The 17,292-nt window shown below is 74.5% G+C and carries 17 protein-coding genes; 7 read left to right on the top strand and 10 right to left on the bottom strand.

Annotated elements, in window-relative coordinates; translation table 11 throughout:
• Window positions 1–404: 404 nt before the first annotated feature.
• On the bottom strand, window positions 405–1,208 hold the full coding sequence (locus tag ACFVGO_RS33710; RefSeq protein ID WP_380635913.1) for an SAM-dependent methyltransferase: 804 nt from the start codon (window positions 1,206–1,208) through the stop codon (window positions 405–407).
• A 298-nt stretch (window positions 1,209–1,506) separates the two neighbouring features.
• On the opposite strand from ACFVGO_RS33710, the gene ACFVGO_RS33715 reads away from it, so the two are divergent.
• Both ACFVGO_RS33715 and ACFVGO_RS33720 read left to right on the top strand, forming a co-directional pair.
• The gene (locus tag ACFVGO_RS33715; RefSeq protein WP_359902517.1) at window positions 1,507–2,106 is read left to right on the top strand and encodes a sigma-70 family RNA polymerase sigma factor; all 600 of its coding nucleotides are present in this window, start codon (window positions 1,507–1,509) and stop codon (window positions 2,104–2,106) included.
• A complete protein-coding gene (locus tag ACFVGO_RS33720; RefSeq protein WP_380635915.1) occupies window positions 2,103–2,864 on the top strand; it encodes a hypothetical protein in 762 nt (253 codons plus the stop codon). Before ACFVGO_RS33715 ends, ACFVGO_RS33720 begins: the two co-directional genes overlap by 4 nt.
• Window positions 2,865–2,893: 29 nt before the next feature.
• Here ACFVGO_RS33720 and ACFVGO_RS33725 read toward each other — a convergent pair whose 3' ends face one another.
• From ACFVGO_RS33725 to ACFVGO_RS33745, 5 genes are all read right to left on the bottom strand, one after another.
• Entirely contained in the window at window positions 2,894–4,561 is a 1,668-nt protein-coding gene (locus tag ACFVGO_RS33725) for a condensation domain-containing protein (RefSeq protein ID WP_380635917.1), read from the bottom strand.
• Between the two features lie 270 nt (window positions 4,562–4,831).
• On the bottom strand, window positions 4,832–5,509 hold the full coding sequence (locus ACFVGO_RS33730; RefSeq protein WP_359902525.1) for a 4'-phosphopantetheinyl transferase superfamily protein: 678 nt from the start codon (window positions 5,507–5,509) through the stop codon (window positions 4,832–4,834).
• Entirely contained in the window at window positions 5,506–6,291 is a 786-nt protein-coding gene (locus ACFVGO_RS33735) for a hypothetical protein (protein WP_359902528.1), read from the bottom strand. Before ACFVGO_RS33735 ends, ACFVGO_RS33730 begins: the two co-directional genes overlap by 4 nt.
• 4 nt (window positions 6,292–6,295) lie before the next feature.
• On the bottom strand, window positions 6,296–6,586 hold the full coding sequence (locus tag ACFVGO_RS33740; RefSeq protein ID WP_049653836.1) for a phosphopantetheine-binding protein: 291 nt from the start codon (window positions 6,584–6,586) through the stop codon (window positions 6,296–6,298).
• A gap of 145 nt (window positions 6,587–6,731) precedes the next feature.
• Window positions 6,732–7,664 carry a 3-oxoacyl-[acyl-carrier-protein] synthase III C-terminal domain-containing protein gene (locus ACFVGO_RS33745; RefSeq protein ID WP_359902531.1) on the bottom strand — a complete coding sequence of 311 codons (933 nt, stop codon included), beginning with the start codon at window positions 7,662–7,664 and terminating at the stop codon, window positions 6,732–6,734.
• A gap of 178 nt (window positions 7,665–7,842) precedes the next feature.
• Here ACFVGO_RS33745 and ACFVGO_RS33750 point away from each other — a divergent pair, with 178 nt between their 5' ends.
• From ACFVGO_RS33750 to ACFVGO_RS33765, 4 genes are all read left to right on the top strand, one after another.
• Complete coding sequence (locus ACFVGO_RS33750) at window positions 7,843–8,106, top strand: hypothetical protein (RefSeq protein WP_359902534.1); 264 nt, start codon at window positions 7,843–7,845, stop codon at window positions 8,104–8,106.
• Complete coding sequence (locus ACFVGO_RS33755; RefSeq protein WP_380635920.1) at window positions 8,103–9,338, top strand: glycosyltransferase; 1,236 nt, start codon at window positions 8,103–8,105, stop codon at window positions 9,336–9,338. The genes ACFVGO_RS33750 and ACFVGO_RS33755 overlap by 4 nt, the downstream gene beginning before the upstream one ends.
• Window positions 9,339–9,487: 149 nt before the next feature.
• Window positions 9,488–10,471 carry an ATP-binding cassette domain-containing protein gene (locus ACFVGO_RS33760; RefSeq protein WP_380635922.1) on the top strand — a complete coding sequence of 328 codons (984 nt, stop codon included), beginning with the start codon at window positions 9,488–9,490 and terminating at the stop codon, window positions 10,469–10,471.
• Between the two features lie 40 nt (window positions 10,472–10,511).
• Window positions 10,512–11,276, top strand: coding sequence for an ABC transporter permease (locus tag ACFVGO_RS33765; protein ID WP_359902542.1), 765 nt, complete (start codon window positions 10,512–10,514; stop codon window positions 11,274–11,276).
• 97 nt (window positions 11,277–11,373) lie between these two features.
• On the opposite strand, the gene ACFVGO_RS33770 is transcribed toward ACFVGO_RS33765, so the two are convergent.
• The 4 genes from ACFVGO_RS33770 to ACFVGO_RS33785 form a co-directional block, all read right to left on the bottom strand.
• Window positions 11,374–12,672 carry a PLP-dependent aminotransferase family protein gene (locus ACFVGO_RS33770; protein ID WP_380635925.1) on the bottom strand — a complete coding sequence of 433 codons (1,299 nt, stop codon included), beginning with the start codon at window positions 12,670–12,672 and terminating at the stop codon, window positions 11,374–11,376.
• Entirely contained in the window at window positions 12,669–13,604 is a 936-nt protein-coding gene (locus ACFVGO_RS33775; RefSeq protein WP_380635927.1) for an alpha/beta hydrolase, read from the bottom strand. The genes ACFVGO_RS33770 and ACFVGO_RS33775 overlap by 4 nt, the downstream gene beginning before the upstream one ends.
• Before the next feature lie 26 nt (window positions 13,605–13,630).
• On the bottom strand, window positions 13,631–14,407 hold the full coding sequence (locus ACFVGO_RS33780; RefSeq protein ID WP_359902548.1) for a methyltransferase domain-containing protein: 777 nt from the start codon (window positions 14,405–14,407) through the stop codon (window positions 13,631–13,633).
• Between the two features lie 97 nt (window positions 14,408–14,504).
• Window positions 14,505–15,605 carry an alpha-hydroxy acid oxidase gene (locus ACFVGO_RS33785; RefSeq protein ID WP_380635929.1) on the bottom strand — a complete coding sequence of 367 codons (1,101 nt, stop codon included), beginning with the start codon at window positions 15,603–15,605 and terminating at the stop codon, window positions 14,505–14,507.
• Between the two features lie 179 nt (window positions 15,606–15,784).
• On the opposite strand from ACFVGO_RS33785, the gene ACFVGO_RS33790 reads away from it, so the two are divergent.
• The gene (locus ACFVGO_RS33790; protein ID WP_380635931.1) at window positions 15,785–17,224 is read left to right on the top strand and encodes a class I adenylate-forming enzyme family protein; all 1,440 of its coding nucleotides are present in this window, start codon (window positions 15,785–15,787) and stop codon (window positions 17,222–17,224) included.
• Window positions 17,225–17,292 lie beyond the last annotated feature (68 nt).

The raw sequence follows: 17,292 nt of genomic DNA on the forward strand, positions 1-17,292 counted from the left end.
GCCCGGTGGATCCGGATCCACCGGGCCCCGGGGAGCGGCCGCCCCCGGCGTCCCGGACGGGCCGGAGTGCCCACCCGCGGGACGCGGCTCCGGGTCAGCCGGGCGCGTCCGCGAGCAGCGTGGCCGTCCGGGCGACCAGTGGTTCGTCCATCGGGGCCGCCTCGTCCGCCGGCTCGGTGGTCAGCACGGCGAGGAGGACGGGGGCGCCGGCCGGGGTCCAGGCGATGCCAGGCGGGTGACGCGGTCGCCGATCGAGCGGGCGAAGCCGGTGACGGCGGTCGGTCCGCCGAGTTCGCGGAACAGAATCCGGCGACGGTCCTGTCGCGGCGCGAACCGCCTTCCCGATCACCAGGACGCGGCGCGTTCGCCGATGGTTCGTCAACTGTGGTCATCCGTCCGATGGTTCACGGCCGGACGGCCACTGCGGCGTACAGCGAGACCTCCTCGGCGGCCCCGGGCGTCTCGTCCGGTGCGGGCCGCCACTGCGCGATGGGGACGAGCCCCGGGTCGAGGAGCGTCCAGCCGTCGAAGAAGCGGACGATCTCCGACCGGGTGCGGGCCTGGGCTGCGGTGCCGGCGGCCTCGTAGATCCGGGTCAGCCGGGCGATGTCCTCGGGCGCGAACTCGGGACTGACGTGGGTCAGCACCAGGGCGCTGCCGGGGACGAGGGCGGATTTGAGGCGCTCGACCAGCTCGTACGCGCCGTGGGTGTCGGGGACGAAGTGGAGCAGGGCGTTGAGGGAGAGCGCGACCGGGCGGGACAGGTCGAGGGTCTCGCGCAGGCCCGGGGCGGCGAGCAGTCCGAGCGGGTCGGTGACGTCCGCCTCGACGTACGCGGTGCGGCCCTCGGGGGTGCCGGTGAGCAGGGCCTGGGCGTGCGAGAGCACGATCGGATCGTTGTCGGCGTAGACCACGCGGGCGTTCGGCCGGATGCTCTGGGCGACCTCGTGCAGGTTGGGCGAGGTGGGGATGCCGGTGCCGATGTCGATGAACTGGTCGAAGCCGGCCTCGGCGAGCGCCCGGGTCGAGCGCTGCATGAAGGCGCGGTTGACCCGGGCGGCGGCGCGCAGCCACGGTGCGACGGCGAGGGCCTGTCCGGCGGCCTCGCGGTCGGCGGCGAAGTTGGTGAAGCCGCCGAGGAAGTAGTCGTACATCCGGGCCGAGTGCGGCACGTTCAGCCGCAGGTCCACCCCGTCGTAGAGACCCATCGCGCTCTCCCCCGGTTCCGCTCCCGACCGATCATTCCCGACCGATCGCTCCTGACCACGATAGGCGGGACCGGTCGCGTTCCGAACAGCTTCGGAGCATTCCAACCAACCGACGGCGCCCATGAGATGACCATCTGTATTCGGATTGCATCCTGGAGTGACGGGCCTGATGGAATGAGGATGGGCACCGACAGCCCGACCCTCGGGTGGCCGGGTGAGCAGCCGACGGCCACGGAAAGCAGGCTCGATGACGATCGACAGGGGTGCCCCGGCGCGCAGGTTCCGGGGCGGAACGGCCGTGGCGCACATTCACGGAGCGGAGACGGCGCCGGCGGCCGGCTCCGACCGCGCTCCCCGGTCCGACCCCGAACTCCGCCTGGGCCTCGCCTACGCCGCCTTCTGCGAGACGCACGAACCCGCCTGGCACGCGCTCGCGTTGACCCGGATAGGCAACCGGTCCGACGCGGAGCTGGTCGTCGGGGCGGTGAAGTCCGACCTGGCCCGCTGCTGGCCGCAGGTCCTGCGGTTCGAGGAACCGGCCGCCTACGCCTGGCGGTTGGCCAACCGGCACGTGTCGGACTGGGTGGCCGCCGAGGAGCCGGTGGAGGTGGAGGCGGTCACCTTCGCGGCGGTGATCGGAGCCTTCAAGCAGGTGGCGAAGGGGCTGCTGCACAGCGAGGCCGACGAGGTGCGGCTGTACGCGGCGATCCTCGAACTTCCGGACCGGCAGCGGGATGTGGTGATCCTGCGGTACCTGCTCGGCCTGCACGTCAAGGTGATCGCGGCGTACCTGGGGCGGCCGGTGGCGACGGTGCACTCCAACCTCCGGCACGCCCGGGAACGGCTGGCCCGCCGGCTCGGGGTGGGCGAACTCCCGGACGACGAGGGCGAGCTGTGACGGGGAGACCGGAGGGGGGCACCCCGGGCGGCGCGGCACCGGCGGACGGCGGCCCGGCCGGCGCGGCACCAGCGGACGGCGGCCGGACGGTGTTCCGCGTTCCCCGGTCCGAACGCGCCCACGCGGAGCGGGTCGCGGCGCTGCGCCGGGCCAGGCTCACCGCCGCGCCCGCCCACCTGCCGTCGGAGCACGAGCAGGCGGCGTTCGAACTCGGGCTGGTGGTGGCCCTGGTGCTGGGCGCGCCGGACGCCTCGCGCGGACTCGACCTGCTGGTGAACGCGCGCCGGATCGAGCCGGAGGGGGCCGAGGTGTTCGGCGCGCTGCTGTACGCCACCGGCAAGGAGGAGGGCGCCGAGTTCTGGTGGCGCTTCGCGGCGGGCTCGGGCAGCGGGACGGCCGCCTACTGCCTGCACCTTCACCACCTGATGCTCGGCGAGACGGACGACGCCGACTACTGGCGGGCCTGGTCGGACCAGCTGGCGACGGTCGAACGACCGCCCGGGCCGCGGGTGTTGCGGATGAACCGGCCGCTGCTGCCGGACGACGTACGGCGGGACATCCTGTCGCGGGTGCACCGGGGGCTCGCCCCGCAGCTGCCGCCGGCGCTGGTCGCGGTGATCGACCGGCTGCCGGTGCAGGACGGGGACGAGGAGGAGGTGCCGAGCCCGTGGGGGCTCACCTCGGGGGCGACCTCCGGCTGCTCCTGGACGGACCTTCCGTGGGGAGCCGGGGACGATCACGGCGCCCCGTGGGAGTGAGTGTCCCGCGGGCTGCCGTGATCATCCGTTCAGGTGAGCGCCGACAGCCGGGCGACGACGGCCCGGTCGCGCCCGCTCCTGGTCTCGGTGCGCTCCCCCGCCGGCGTGGTGTGCCGGACGACGTACCGGTGCGGTGCCATCGCGGTGTCACGTCCGGCCAGGGCGGCGACCACGGCGCGGTGGGCCTCGGCGGGGCCGAACGAGGGGTCGACGGCGGCCACCTCGGCCACCAGCCTTCCCTCGCTCACCGAGAGCCGGTGGTCCCCGAGCGCGGCGTGCAGGAGTTCGCGGACGGCCGCGAGATCGATCCAGGAGCCGTCGACCAGCCTCCAATCACCGCCCCGGCCGGCCCCCGGCGGCCCGAGCGCCGCGGGCAGGTCGGCCAGCAGCACCGGGCCCTCGGCGGCGGCCGCGAGCACGGCCGGCAGCGCCCGGGCGAAGCTCTCGGCCTCCTCGGGGTCGAGCACCTGGGGACAGGCGATCAGGGCGAAGTCCAGGCTGCCGGTGATCCGCAGGACGGTGAGCATCAGCCGGACCGGCAGCGGCGGGGCGGGCAGCACGGTGAGTTCGGGGTCGGCGGCCGGGGGCGGTTGGACGGCGGCGACGGAGGCCGGGATGGTGAGGCTCAGATCGTTGACGACCACCTGGCGGGCGAACCGGGCGCCGCGCACATGGGCCGCGTCGTCCACCAGCTGCCAGACCTTCTCGGCGTCCAGGGTGCTGTGCCAGTAGGCGCTCAGCGAGGCCGACTTGGCGCGGCCGATCAGCTGGTCGAGGTCGGCCGCGCCGGCGTCGAGCAGGATCAGGGCGTCCTGCGCGAGGGTGCCGACGTGGTCGATCAGGGCGGCGCGCTGACGGTTGGCGGACAGCGCCGAGAACACCAGCTCGGACCGGCCCGCGCGGTGGGCGACCAGCGCGGCGAAGGCGGCGAGCAGGACGACCGAGGGGCTGGCACCGGTGCGCCGGCAGACCGCGGCGAGGTCGTCGGCGGCGGTGCGCGAGCGGACCAGCAGGGCGCTGTGGTCGCGGGGCGGGCCGCTGATCCGCGCGTCGGAGAAGACTCCCACCGGGCCCGCGGTCAGGATCCGGGCCCAGTGCCGCAGGGCGGCCGCCGACCTGCGGCGGCCCTGGGCGCTCTGCTCCGCCACGGCGATCCCCAGCGGGGTCGGCGCGGTGACCGGCGGCAGCTCCTTCCCGGCGGCGAGGGCGCACCAGTCCTCGATCAGCACGGCGGTGGCGGCGCCGTCGGCGCCCGCGTGGCAGACCACGGCGACCAGCCGCAGCAGTCGCTCGCCCGCGGCGATCAGCGTGAACCGGATCCTCGGCGGCAGGTCGAGGCCGACCGGAACGGTGACATCGACCCGGCCCAACTCCTCGGCCATCGCGTTCAGTTCGGCGTCCGAGCGACAGCCGGCCTCGACCACGGAGACGGCGAACCGGCCCTGCCGGTGCACCACCTGGCGGTCCGGGAATCCGTCCGGACCGGGGCCCGCCGGAAAGGAGGTCCGCAACGACTCGTGCCGCTCGACCAGCCGGCGGAGGGCGACCAGCCCGGAGGGGACCGAAGTACCGTCGGGCACCGGCCAGACGGACTCCTTGTTGATCGCCTCGGGGGCACTGGCCCGGATGCAGCGGATCATGTTGTCCTGGCCGCGGGTGAGCGGTCCGGAGCCGCTGTTCTCGGCGGCGTACCGCACGGTGACCCGCCTGGTGGCCGGATTCGCGCCGCACGGTGTCGCGCTGAGTGACGCCGGGTCGTGCGGTGGAGCGCCGAGCAGCGCCGGGTCGTGCGGTGGAGCGCCGAGTGACGCCGGGTCCTGCGGTGGAGCGTCGTGCGGTGCCACGTCGTACACGCCTTTCGGCTTGCCGGGGAGGGCCGGGGAGGGCTCGGCAGGGGGTGTGACCGGGACGCTACCAGCGCGCTCGCCAGCTGGTCCAGACCAAACCGGAGCTGATCGAGCGTTTCGTCAATTCCCGTTCCACTCATGCGAGTTGACATGTATTGGCGATCCTCCGAGGGCGGCGACGGCAGCCCGGAACGGTTCCGCGACGGGGACGTCGCAGAGCCGGGCCGGGCCGTCGCCGAGCGCGCCCGGGTCGGCCACCAGCACCGGCGACGGACCGGCGACGGGCACGCCGAAGGACTGCACGACGCGCCCGCCGTACGCCTTGACGCAGGCCTCCCGGCGGCACCACAGCGCGGTGAACCGCGCCGCCCGCTCGGCCGGTTCCGCGGGCTCGGCGACGAACCACGCCTCCTCGACCGGGAACCAGCGGGCGGCCATCCGCTCGGCCGTCCGCGGGTCGTGGAGCCGTTCGACGTCGACACCGACCGCCCGCCCCTCGGCGAGGGCCAGCACCGCGACGGCGTCCGAGGCCGACCAGCTGACCCGCAGCGCGCCGTCCCCCGCCGGCTCGGGCTTGCCGTTCGGCCCGTACCGCCAGACCACGTCGGCCGGGTGCACGCCGAGCCGGGCGGCGACCAGCTGCCGGACCGCGCCGCGCACCACGGTGAAACGCTCGCGCGCCCAGGGGTCCATCCCGGACGCCCGGGCGCGCTCGCGCTGGTCGAGCAGCTGCCACAGCTCCCCGGCCGGAGCGGCCGGTTGACGCGTGTCGATCAGCCAGAGGTCGATCGCCGTCACGGCAGGGTCAGCGTGCTCAGCACCCCGAGCCGGCGGTCGAACCCGGCCAGCAGCGCGGGCCGGCCTGCCGCCCGCCACTGCGGCAGGTGTTCGGCCAGCTCCGCCCAGAGTCCGGTGAACGGCTGGGCCGACGGGGGCTCCGGCGGGCCGAGGCCGGGACCGAGCAGCAGTGCCGCCTCGGGCCCGAGTTCCCCGGCCGCGGCCCGGACCGACTCGGCCGGGGAGGCCGCGCCCCTGGTCTGCCGGACGGCCAGGCCCTCGCCGGGGGCCTCCTCGCAGACCAGCACCACCACCGCGTGCCGCTCCGGCAGCGGCACCGGTCCGGGCGGCTCGTAGTGCAGCGCGGTCTGTTCGGCCAGCACCACCACGGCCCGGCGGCAGCCGCCGGTGCGCTGGTGGCCGGCGGCCAGCCGCAGTGCGGTGAAGGCCGCCGCGCCGCCCTGGTCGCAGACCGCGAAGGCGAGCGGGCCGCCCGGGACGGACCGGCTGAGCGCCAGCGAGGACGGCGCGCCGGGCCGCACGTCCGGGGTGTCGAAGGCCAGGATCAGCAGGTCGGCCGGCTCGTCCTCGGCGAGCGCCTCGCGGAGCACTCCGGCGGCCAGTTCCTCGTAGGAGTGGCCGACGCCCTCGCCGAGCAGGTCCTCGCGCAGCGGCAGGCCGTAGGGGCGGACGAGGTCGGAGACGAAGACCCGCAGGTCCGGGTCGAGCGAGGTCTCCGAGCGGCCGTCGAACCGGCGGGCCAGCGCCCGGGTGATCCGCAGACCGGTGGGACCGGGGGCCACCCGGTCAGTCCTCGGGGATGACGTGCCCGGCGACGTAGTCGGCCAGCCTGGTGACCGACCGCAGGTCGTCCTCGGTGATCTGCTCGACGTCCACCTGGATGTCGAGCGACTCCTCCAGCTCCAGGATCAGCTCGATGGTGCCGGCCGAGGTGAGGCCGAGGTCGTCGAAGAGGCAGGCGTCCTGCGGGATCTCGGGCAGTTCGCGCTTGAGGACGCGCGGCAGGAGCTCGCCGATGCCGTGCAGGATGCGCTCGCGCAGTTCGGGGTCGGTGGTCTGGACCGCGGCTTCTGACATGGGTGTCCCGTCCCGTCGTACGTGGGATGTGTGCTCCGGGGCTTGCAGGCGCCCCGGGGCTCTGGGTGGTGTGGGAATCCGGCGTCACCGTGCGGACGGCGGCCGGCGGATTCGGCGGCATCGGCGGCCGGTGGCCGGCGGACCGTCAGTACCGCATCGCCATCGCGGAGAAGGTCGCTCCGACACCGGCGGCGGCGATCAGGTAGTGGTCGCCGCGGCGGAGCAGCCCCCGCGTGGTGGCGGTGTGGAGATTGATGAGGCTGTCCGAGGCGAAACTGTGCCCGACCGACCGCACGTTGTCCAGCACGACTTTCTCGACCGGATAGCCGATCCGGCGCGCGATCATCCGCCAGGACGCCTGGTTGACGTTGTGCGGCAGGATCGCGGCCAGGTCGGAGAGGTCCAGACCGGCCTGGTCCAGGGCGGCCTCGATCGCCTCCACCATCACGTTCGGGTACTCGCGCTGGTAGCGGGCGAGCAGGTCCGGGTCCTCGGCCAGCCGGCCGTCGAACTCCGGGCGCTGGCGCACCACGAAGGAGAGCATCCGGTGGCGCTCGCCACCGGCGCTGACCAGGCAGGCGGCGGCGCCCTCGGCGAAGATGCCGGTCTCGGGCACCACCTGGGCGTCCCTGGTGAAGGTCTTCTCGCCGGTCAGCACCAGGGCGAGCGCCGCCGGGTCGGGTTCGTCCGCGAGCAGCCTGCCGGCCAGGTCGATGGCCAGCAGGCCCACCGCGCAGGCGTGGTGGGTCACCGTGAAGGCGTTGGCGTGCGCCAGTCCACGGGCGTCGAGCAGGTCGTGCAGCGGGTTGAGCGGATGGGGCACCGCCACCGGCATGCTGCGGGCGTGGATCACGAAGCGGATGTCGGGTTCGCGTCCACGCAGCTCCGGCAGGTTGTCCAGGGCGGCGTCGAGCAGGTCGGGCAGCGTCCCGGTCGGATCCAGGCGCAGCTGGTCCAGGCCGTGGAAGCGGCGGAAGAGACGGAGTTGACGTGGGGTCAGGCCGATGAGCTCGCCCACAGCCTCGATGGGAACGGCGTGCGGGGGGAGGTGGACGGCCACTGCCTCCAGTGCGGTCACCCGGGCTAGTATTCCGACGCCCGCCGGGTCGCACAAGTGATCTCGGGCCCCCTCCGTCGCCGCCGCTCCCCGGAAGCCGGTCAACTTCCCCCCGGCGCGGCCGCGTTCACCCCCGTGCCGTCGAGCAGGTGGGAGATCTCTCATGTCGAACCCTGAACCCCCCTACCCCGGAGCCCCGTTGAACCAGGATCTGGTGGCCTTGCTGGTCGAGGTGGCCGGTGCGCCGCCCGGCTGGGCGCGTCACGTCACCCCGGAGGCCCGGCTGGACGGCGACCTGCTGCTGGACGAGGACGAACTCGCCGAACTGGCCGACCGGCTGCGCGGGCGCTTCGGCCCGCAGGCCGACCTGGCCGCGCTGCGCGCCGGGCTCGACCTGGCCGCCCTGGAGGCCCTGACCGTCGCCGACGTCCAGCGACTGCTCCCCGAGGAGGGCGCACGATGACCCGGTTCCTCCTGGTGATGCCGCCGTTGACCGGCCACGTCAACCCGGCCGCCGGCATCGCCGCCGAGTTGACCGCACGCGGCCACCAGGTCGCCTGGACCGGCACCGAATCGGTGCTGCGCCCGCTGCTCGGGCCGCAGGCCCGGGTGCTCGGCACCGGTACCCGGGCGTTCCGGGCCCAGGGCGGGCACGGGCTGGCCGCGTTGCGCTCGCTCTGGGAGGGCTTCATCGTCCCGTACACCAGGTTCACGCTGAAGCCGCTGGACGCCGTCGTGCGGGAGTGGCGGCCGGACGTGCTGCTGGTCGACCAGCACACTCCGGCGGGCGCGCTGGTCGCGCACCGGCACGGCCTGCCGTGGGCGTCCTTCGCGCCCGGGGCGATGGAACTGGGGCGCCCCTACCGGGCGTTGCCGCAGGTCGAGGCCTGGATGACCGGGCTGCTGCGGGGGCTGTGGGAACGCGCCGGGCTGCCCGCGGAGGAGTACCTGGACCCGCGCTTCTCCCCCGCCCTGGTCCTGGCGACCACCGGTCCGGCCCTGACCGGCTCGACCCCGCCGCCGGAGCACGCGCTCGTCGGGCCGGTGATCCCGGCGCGGCCGCACGATCCGGACTTCCCGTGGGAGCGGCTGCTGCCCGGTCGGCGCCGGGTGCTGGTCACCATGGGGACCCTGGCCGGCGAGCTGGGCGCGGACTTCCTCGCCCGGTCCGTCCGGGCGCTGGAGCTGTGCGGTGACGAGGTGCAGCCGGTGTTCGCCGCGCCGAGCGAGCTGCTGCCCGAACTCCCCTCCCGGGCCGTCGCGGTGGGGCGGGCGCCGGTGCTGGAGCTGATGGCGCGCGGCGAGCTGGACGCGGTGCTCTGCCACGGCGGGATGAACACCGTGGGCGAGGCCCTGGCGCACGGACTGCCGCTGGTCACCGCACCGATCCGGCACGACCAGCCGATCGTGGCCGGCCAGGTGGCGGCGGCGGGCGCGGGGCTGCGGGTGCCGTTCGCGCGCGTCACCTCGGTGCGGCTGGCGGACGCGCTGCGGGCCGTCCTCGACTCCACGGCCCACCGGGAGCGGGCGGTTCAGGTCGGGAGCCGACTGCTCGCCGGGGGCGGTGCGGTGGCCGCGGCGGACCGGCTGGAGGTGCTCGGCCGAGCGGGCCGGACCGGGCTCGTCCCACCCCCGGACCGCCCCCGATCCACCCCCGGAACCGCCCCGACCCGGCCCGGAACCGCCGCCCCTTAGCAGACCGGCCGAGGGTACGTCCATTGGTCTAGGCCATTGTTTCCGGGGCGGGGTTCGCCCTAGGGTGTCGCAGCGGCACCGCCCTCCGCAGGTGCCGAGCCCCGCCTTTCCAGGTGCCGTGGCAGCCCATCCCCGCACGGGAGTTCCGGTTGATCGAGACCGCGGGACTGCGCAAGTCCTACCGCAAGAAGACCTCCCGCCGCAGCGGCGAGAACCCCACCGTCGACGCCGTCCGCGGCATCGACCTGTCGGTCGCCGCCGGCGAGATCTACGGCTTCCTCGGCCCCAACGGCGCGGGGAAGACCACCACCCTGCGCATGCTGGCCACCCTGATCCGCCCGGACGGAGGACGGGCCACCATCGCCGGGGCCGACCTGTTCACCGACCCCGCCGGGGTCCGCCGCCGGATCGGCTACGTCGCCCAGGGCGGCGGCACCACCGACCACGTCAGCGGCCGCGAGGAGCTGGTCCTCCAGGCCCGGATGTACGGCGCGGCCAAGGCGCAGGCCGTCCAGGCCGCCGCGGACGCGCTCAAGGCCTTCGACCTGGCCGAGTTCGGCGACCGCCCGTGCGCCACCTACTCCGGCGGCCAGCGCCGCCGGGTGGACATCGCGCTCGGGGTGATCCACCAGCCCCGGGTGCTGTTCCTGGACGAGCCCACGGTCGGACTGGACCCGGCCAGCCGGGCGCACGTCTGGGAGGAGATCCGCCGGCTGCGCACCGAGGGCATGACGGTGGTCGTCACCACCCACTACCTGGACGAGGCCGACGCGCTCTGCGACCGGGTCGCCATCGTCGACCACGGCCGGGTCGTGGCCGAGGGCACCCCCGAGGCGCTCAAGCGCGAGATCTCCGGCGACGTCGTCCTGGTCGGGCTGGACGCCGCGGACGCCGCGGAGGCCGCCTTCGAGCGGGCCGCCGAGGTGCTGCGCGCGCAGCCGTACCTGCACCGGCTGGAGCAGAACGGCGACGAGGGGCTGCGGCTGTACCTGGAGGACGGCGCCGCCGCCATTCCCCGGCTGCTGCGCGCCCTGGACGCGGCGGGCGTGACGCCCGGCACCGTGCAGCTCCAACGGCCCAGCCTGGACGACGTGTTCCTGGCCCGCACCGGCCGCTCGCTGCAGCAGTCCTGACCCCGTACCGCCCGGACCCGCACAACCCCCTGGGGAGACCGTGAAGCTCGCCCGCGACACCTGGCTGGTCTTCCAGCGCCAGCTGCTGCTCATGATCCGCACCCCGATCTGGATCGCCGTCGGCATCATCCAGCCCGTGTTCTACCTCCTGCTGTTCGCCCCGCTGCTGAAGAAGGTGCTCACCCCGCAGGGCGCCGGCAGCTACGCCGACGCCTACCAGGTGTACGTGCCGGGCCTGTTGGCGGTGCTGTGCATCTTCGGCGGACTGTTCACCGGCTTCAGCCTGCTCGGCGAGCTCAGGGCCGGCATCATCGAGCGCTCCCGGGTGACCCCGGTGAGCCGGCTGGCGCTGCTGCTGGGACGGGCTCTGCGGGAGATGGTGGCGCTGCTGGTGCAGGCCGTCCTGATCACCCTTATCGCGCTGCCGTTCGGGCTGCGGGTGAACCCGCTGAACCTGCTGCTCGCCTACCTGCTGCTGGGCCTGCTGGCGCTGATGACCTCGGCGATCTCCTACGGCATCGCGCTGATGGTGCCGACCGACGCGGCGATGTCGCCGGTGGTCAACACCATCGCGCAGCCGATCGCGCTGCTGTCGGGGGTGCTGCTGCCGCTCACCCTGGCACCCGGGTGGCTGCAGCAGGCGGCCAGGTGGAACCCCTTCTACTGGGCCGTGGAGGGCATGCGCGCGCTGTTCTCCGGGCACGCCGGGGACAGCGTGGTGTGGCAGGGACTGCTGGTGGTCGTCGTGATGACCGTCCTGGCGGTGTACTGGTCGGCCCGGCTGTTCTCCACCCGGGTGCGCTGACCGGCGAACGGCGGAGGGGGGGGGGGTCCCACCGAACCGGCCCCCCCCCCCCTCCCCCCCTCCCCCGTTCCGCGCCCCCACCGTTCCGCGCGGGCTCTCAGTCCGTCACGAAGGCCGTCACGAAGGCCGCCAGCCTGGCCACGCCGTCGATGATCTGCGCCTGCGTCAGCGAGCTGACGGACAGCCGCAGCCGCTGCTCGCCACCGCCCGCCGGGTAGAACGGCGCCATCGGTGTCCAGAGCACCCCGTGCTCGCGGGCACAGCGCTCCATGGCGGCCTCGTCGGCGACGAACGGCACCGTCAGCACCGCGAAGAAGCCGCCGTCCGGCCGGGTCCAGGAGATGCCCAGCCGGTTCCGCACGGAGGCCGGGAAGTGCCGGTCCAGCTCCCGCAGCAGGGTGTCCAGGCCGGCCGCGTAGTGGGCCGTGGCACGGGCGTTGGCGGCCCGCAGGCGGCAGTCGTGGGTCAGCAGCATGCCGCCGATGACGGCCTGGCTGAGCGCCGGGGTGTTGACCGTCGTCATGCTCTTCAGCTTGGCCAGCTCGTCCGCGAGGAGGCTGCGCCGGCCGTCGGGGCCGGTCACCTCCTGGTCGGCGACCACGTAGCCGAGGCGGGCCCCGGGGAAGCAGGTCTTGGCGAAGGAGCCCAGGTGGACGACCTGGCGGCGGCGGTCCAGCGCCTTGAGGGTGGGCCGCAGCCCCGGGGTGCGGGAGAAGAAGCCGTACGGGTTGTCCTCGACGACGAGCACGCCCTCCTCGGCCGCCGCCTCCAGCAGCCCGGCGCGGGCCGGGACCGGCATGCTGGTGCCGGAGGGGTTGGCGAAGTCCGGGACGACGTAGAAGGCGCGCGGACGGCGTCCCTCGGCCCGCACCGCGCGGGCGGCCTCCCGGAGCGCCGCCGGGTCGGGGCCGCCGTCCGGGCCCTCGGGGACGGGGCGGACGGTCAGGTCGAGCAGCCGGGCGGCGCCGGTGACGCCGACGTAGCAGGGCGAACTGACCAGCAGGACGTCGTCCGGGCCGGCGCACAGGGCGCGCAGCGTCAGCAGCATGCCCTCCTGGGCGCCGACCGTGACCACCACGGCCGCGGGGCCGACGGTCAGGCCCTCGTCGTGGGCCAGCGTGCGGGCGATCAGCTCGTTGATGATGCCCTTGGTCGGACCGTACTGGAACAGCGCGGTGCGCACCGCGTCCCGGTCCAGGCCGCGGTCGGCCAGGTGGGCGAGGTAGGTCTCCAGGTACGCCGGGACGTCCTGGGGCTCGAAGAAGCCCTCGTAGGGGCGGCCGGGGGCGAAGGAGACCGCCTCCGGGTAGCGGGTGGTGACCTCGTTGAGGAAGGTCATCGCGTCCAGCAGCGGATCGGCCAGGGAGGCGTGCAGGTCGCTCAACGGGATCGTCATCGCAGCGCCTCCCGGAGGCGCTCGGCCGCGAAGTCCTGGGCCTCGGCGGCGGCGTCCAGGGTGCCGGTCATGGCGAAGAAGCCGTGCGGCATGCCCTGGTAGCGGCGCAGGTCCACCGGGACCCCGGCGGCGCGCAGCGCCTCGGCGTACTGCTCGCCCTCGTCCCGCAGCGGGTCGTACTCGGCCGTCAGGACGGTCGCGGGCGGCAGGCCGGCCAGGGTGGCGGCGCGCAGCGGGGAGGCGTACGGGCTGGCGCCGTCGCCCTCGTCGGCCAGGTAGTGGCCCCAGTACCAGGCCACCGAGCGGCGGTTGAACAGTGCCGGGTCGTCGTGGGCGCGCAGCGAGGGGGTGTCGGCGCCGTGGTCGGTGTTGGGGTAGACCAGCAGTTGGTGGCGCAGGGCGGGGCCGCCCTCGGCGCGCAGCAGCAGGGTGAGCGCGGCGGTGAGGTTGCCGCCGGCGCTGTCGCCGCCGACCGCGATCCGGTCCGGGTCGATGCCGAACTCCGCCGCCCTTTCGGCGAGTTGCAGCAGTGCGGCGCGGCAGTCGTGCAGCGCCGCGGGAAAGGGGTGTTCGGGGGCGAGCCGGTAGCCGACGGAGGCGGTGACGCAGCCGACGGCGTTGGTGAGCCGGCGGCAGATCGCGTCGCTGGTGTCGGGCGAGCCGAGCGTCCAGCCGCCGCCGAACAGGTAGAGCAGGGCGGGCAGCCGGCGGCCGGGCGGCTCGGGGCGGTAGAGCCGCAGCGCGAGTTCGCCGCCGGGACCGGGGATGCGGTACTCCTCGACGGCGGCGACCGGTTCGGGGGTGCCGGCCGCCGCGCGGATGTCCGCGAGGTCGGCGGCACGGGCCTCGGCGAGGCTGAGGGTGTAGAGCGGCGGGGCACCGCTGCCGGCGCGCCTGGTGCGCAGCGCTTCGGCCTGGGGGTGCAGGGGCATGGGCGGATCCATTCGGTGCGGAGGGCTCAGCGGTCTGCCTCGACGTAGACGGTCTCGTCGGTGCGGAAGGCCGTGTCGAGGTCGGCGACGTCCGGCCGGGTGCCCTGCCGGTAGGCGCACGGGCGAATCCTCCCGGGGTCGAAGCCGGCCCGGGTGAGGACATGCCGCAGTTCGTCCAGGTCGTAGATCCACTGGTGCCCGAAGTGCCGGAAGATCTGGTTCACCAGGAAGGCCGGACGCGCGGGCATCGGCGGGCCGAAGCCGAGGGTGGTCAGCCGGCGCCGGTGCTTGGCGAGGAAGCCGTCGCCGGTGGCGTAGCCGACCAGGTAGCGGGCGAGGTCGGGGGTGGTCAGGCGCAGGACGCCGCCGGGGCGCAGCACCCGGCGGGCCTCGCGCAGCCAGCCGACGGCGACGGGCATGGTGACGTGCTCGATCAGGTGCTCGGCGTACACCCAGTCGACGCTGGCGTCGGCGAAGGGCAGCGGTTCGGCGATGTCGAGCCGGGTGAACCAGCGGTCGCCGTCGACCCGGTAGAGGGTGCCGGGCTCGGTGGCGGTGTCGGGGCTGCGCAGGGTGGCGAGGTCGGTGCCGAGCCCCTGCGGGTGGGCGGTCCGGAAGGCGGCGAACTCGATGCCGGTGATGCCGAGTTCGCTCAGGCCCGCGTGGTCGCGCGGCAGCCCGCCCGGATGCGCTTCGAGCTTCTCGCAGGTGGCGACCTGTTCGCTGAAGGCGTCCAGTCGGGGGGCCAGCCCGTCCGGGTCGTCCCAGTCCCAACCCGGGAATCGCTCGCTCTGCTCGGTCATGTGTCGGACCTCCTGGTGGGAAGAACGCGGTTCGGGGGCGGCGCGGTTCAAGGGCCGCGCGGGTGCGAAGCGGACGAACGACCGCGCGGGTGCGGTGTCAGCCGGCCGGGAAGGGCCAGGGGGCGAGGACCGTGCGGTCCAGGTCGGCGAGCCGGGGGCGGCCCAACAGGGCCATGGTGTGCTCCAGTTCCTCGCGCAGCAGGTCGAGCACCCGGTGCACCCCGGCCTCGCCGCCGGCAGCCAGGCCCCAGAGCGCGGGGCGGCCGATCAGCACGGCGCGGGCGCCGAGGGCGAGGGCGATCGCGAGGTCGGTGCCGCTGCGCACGCCGCCGTCGAACAGCACCGGCAGGTCGGCGGGCACCGCCTCGACCACGTCCGGGAGTGCCGCCAGGGCCGGTACCACCCCGTCGAGTTGGCGTCCGCCGTGGTTGGAGACCAGGAGGACGTCGACGCCGTGCTCGACGGCCAGCCGGGCGTCCTCGGCGGTGAGGACGCCCTTGAGGACCAGCGGCAGCCGGGTGCGTTCGCGCAGCCAGGCCAGATCGGTCCAGCTCAGGGTGGGGTCGAACTGTTCGCGGGCGTGCTCGGCGATGCCCGAACCGCCGCCGGCGGCGCGGTGGCTGGCGGACATCAGGGACCGGTCCAGGTTGACCGCCCGGACGGTGGGCGGGACGGCGAAGCCGTTGCGCAGGTCGCGCAGCCGACGGCCGATCCTGGGGGCGTCCACGGTCAGCACCAGTGCGCGGTAGCCGGCCGCCTCGGCGCGCTCCACCAGGGCGGCGAGGGCGGCGCGTTCGCGCAGCCAGTACAGCTGGAGCCAGAGCGGGCCGGTGGCGGCCGCGGCGATCTCCTCCAGGGTGCGGCTGGCGAACATCGCGGCGACCAGCAGGGCTCCGGCCCGTCCGGCGGCGCGCGCGGTGGCGGTCTCGCCCTCCGGGTCGACCAGCCGGTGGTAGGCCATCGGGGCGATCCCGAGCGGGAGGCGCAGCGGTGCGCCGAGCAGGGTCAGTGCCGGGTCGCAGACGGAGACGTCGACCAGCGTGCGCGGACGCAGCGCATGGCGTCCGAACATCTGCCGGTTGGCCGCCAGGGTGCGTTCCGCATCGCTGCCGCCTTCGATGAAATCCCAGATTTCCGTTGGGAGTCGGTCGCGCGCCGCGCGCTCGATCCCGGCCGACGTGAGAACTCTCACGGGCATTCCTCGTTCCAGGACGGCCACGCGCGGGCCGGTCCTGGTTGGGCAGCGTAGGAGCAACGACCACATTGGTATAGACCTTGATTTGACCAAACGTCTGTGCCATGGTCTGGCCACGGAATTGGCCGTTCTGACTTGTTAACGGCGTTCATGTCAAATCCCCTCACTTGTGTGGAGCCGCGTTGACCGGCTTTTCCCCCTCCGTACTTCCGGCTGCCTTCCTGCCGCACTCCGACGCCCCGGACTCCTGGGTCGACCGGCTGCTGCTGGCCGGCCCCGGCACCGAGGAGTGCCTGCGCCTCGGCGCACCGCTCGACCGGGACGCCCTGCGTGCCCTGGTCGAGGAGCAGTCCGACCGACTGGCGGCCGCCGGACTCGGCCCCGGCGGGACGGCGGCGCTGCGACTGCCGCCCTCGGTGGCGTTCGTCGCGGTGCTGCTGGCATGCTGGCGTCTCGGCGCCCAAGTCGCACTGCTCGACCACCGGTTGACCGACCACGAGATCGACGCGGCGGTGGCGCGGCTGACCCCGCAGGTGCTGGTAGGCTCCGCCCATCGGTCCGCGGCGGCCCTGCGCGGCTTCTCCGAAGTCGAGCCGGTGGCCGTCCCGTTGACGGACGGACGCCCGGCCCGCACCGGGCACGCGTTGATCCAGCTCAGCTCCGGATCCACCGGTCCGGCCAAGGTCATCGCCCGCACGGCGGCCGATCTACTACGCGAACTCGACTGTTACCGAAGGCTGGTGGAGTTCCCCGGCGAGGGCGAGCGGGTCGTCCTGCTCTCCTCGGTGGTGCACGTTCTCGGCCTGGTCGGCGGGCTGCTCAACAGCCTGCACGCCCGGGTCGCGCTCACCGTGCCGGAGCGGATGACGGCGGCGGGCATCCTCGCCGAGGTCGCCGCGAGCGACCGGCCGACCACCGTGATCGGGGTACCCTTCCACGCCGAGCTGCTGGCGGGGACGGTCGCTCCCCCGCCGCTGCCCCGGCTGCGGCGGATGGTCGTGGCGGGCGAGCTCGTCCGCCCGGGACTGCCCGCGCTGTTCACCGAACGCTACGGCGTCCCGCTCGGCACCATGTACGGCATGACCGAGACCGGGGTGATCGCCACCGACCTCTCCGGCACGCTCCACCCCGCCAAGCAACCCGTGCACGGCATGGAACTGCGCCTGGTGAAGGGCGAGTTGCAGATCGGCGCGGCGGCCTCCCCGTACCCCGGGCTGGACGATCCGACCCGCTGGTCGGACGGCTGGCTGCACACCCGGGACGCCGCCGAGCTGACCGCCGACGGTCTGGTCACCGTGCTCGGCCGACTGGACTCCCAGGTCTCGATCGGCGGACTGAAGGTCGACCTCACCGAGGTCGAGCAGACGCTCGCCGCGCTGCCCGAGGTCCGCGAGGCCGTGGTGGTCTTCGACGGCGGCGCGATCGAGGCCTACCTGGCCACCGAACCCGGGACCGACCTCGCCTCCGTCCAGGACGGGCTGGCCCGCCGGCTGGCCGCCTACAAGCGGCCGCGCCGGCTCGCCCCGCTGGACCGGCTCCCCCGCACCGCCACCGGAAAGCTGCTGCGCGACCCGGCCGCCCTGCGCGAGAGCGCGGCCGCCGGCCGGCCCGCCGCAGGCTGACCCCGCCCGCCACCGGGCCGGCCGCACCCGGCCGCACCCCGATCCCTTCGCACCACCACCCCGACAAG

This window comes from Kitasatospora sp. NPDC057738 (genome assembly GCF_042798815.1).
Classification (GTDB): domain Bacteria; phylum Actinomycetota; class Actinomycetes; order Streptomycetales; family Streptomycetaceae; genus Kitasatospora; species Kitasatospora lactacystinica.

Bases quoted from the DNA above. Each gene is read 5' to 3' on its own strand.
- ACFVGO_RS33780 (WP_359902548.1), bottom strand. From the start codon at position 14,407: ATGACCGAGCAGAGCGAGCGATTCCCGGGTTGGGACTGGGACGACCCG.
- ACFVGO_RS33775 (WP_380635927.1), bottom strand. From the start codon at position 13,604: ATGCCCCTGCACCCCCAGGCCGAAGCGCTGCGCACCAGGCGCGCCGGC.
- ACFVGO_RS33770 (WP_380635925.1), bottom strand. From the start codon at position 12,672: ATGACGATCCCGTTGAGCGACCTGCACGCCTCCCTGGCCGATCCGCTG.
- ACFVGO_RS33755 (WP_380635920.1), top strand. From the start codon at position 8,103: ATGACCCGGTTCCTCCTGGTGATGCCGCCGTTGACCGGCCACGTCAAC.
- ACFVGO_RS33710 (WP_380635913.1), bottom strand. From the start codon at position 1,208: ATGGGTCTCTACGACGGGGTGGACCTGCGGCTGAACGTGCCGCACTCG.
- ACFVGO_RS33740 (WP_049653836.1), bottom strand. From the start codon at position 6,586: ATGTCAGAAGCCGCGGTCCAGACCACCGACCCCGAACTGCGCGAGCGC.
- ACFVGO_RS33785 (WP_380635929.1), bottom strand. From the start codon at position 15,605: ATGCCCGTGAGAGTTCTCACGTCGGCCGGGATCGAGCGCGCGGCGCGC.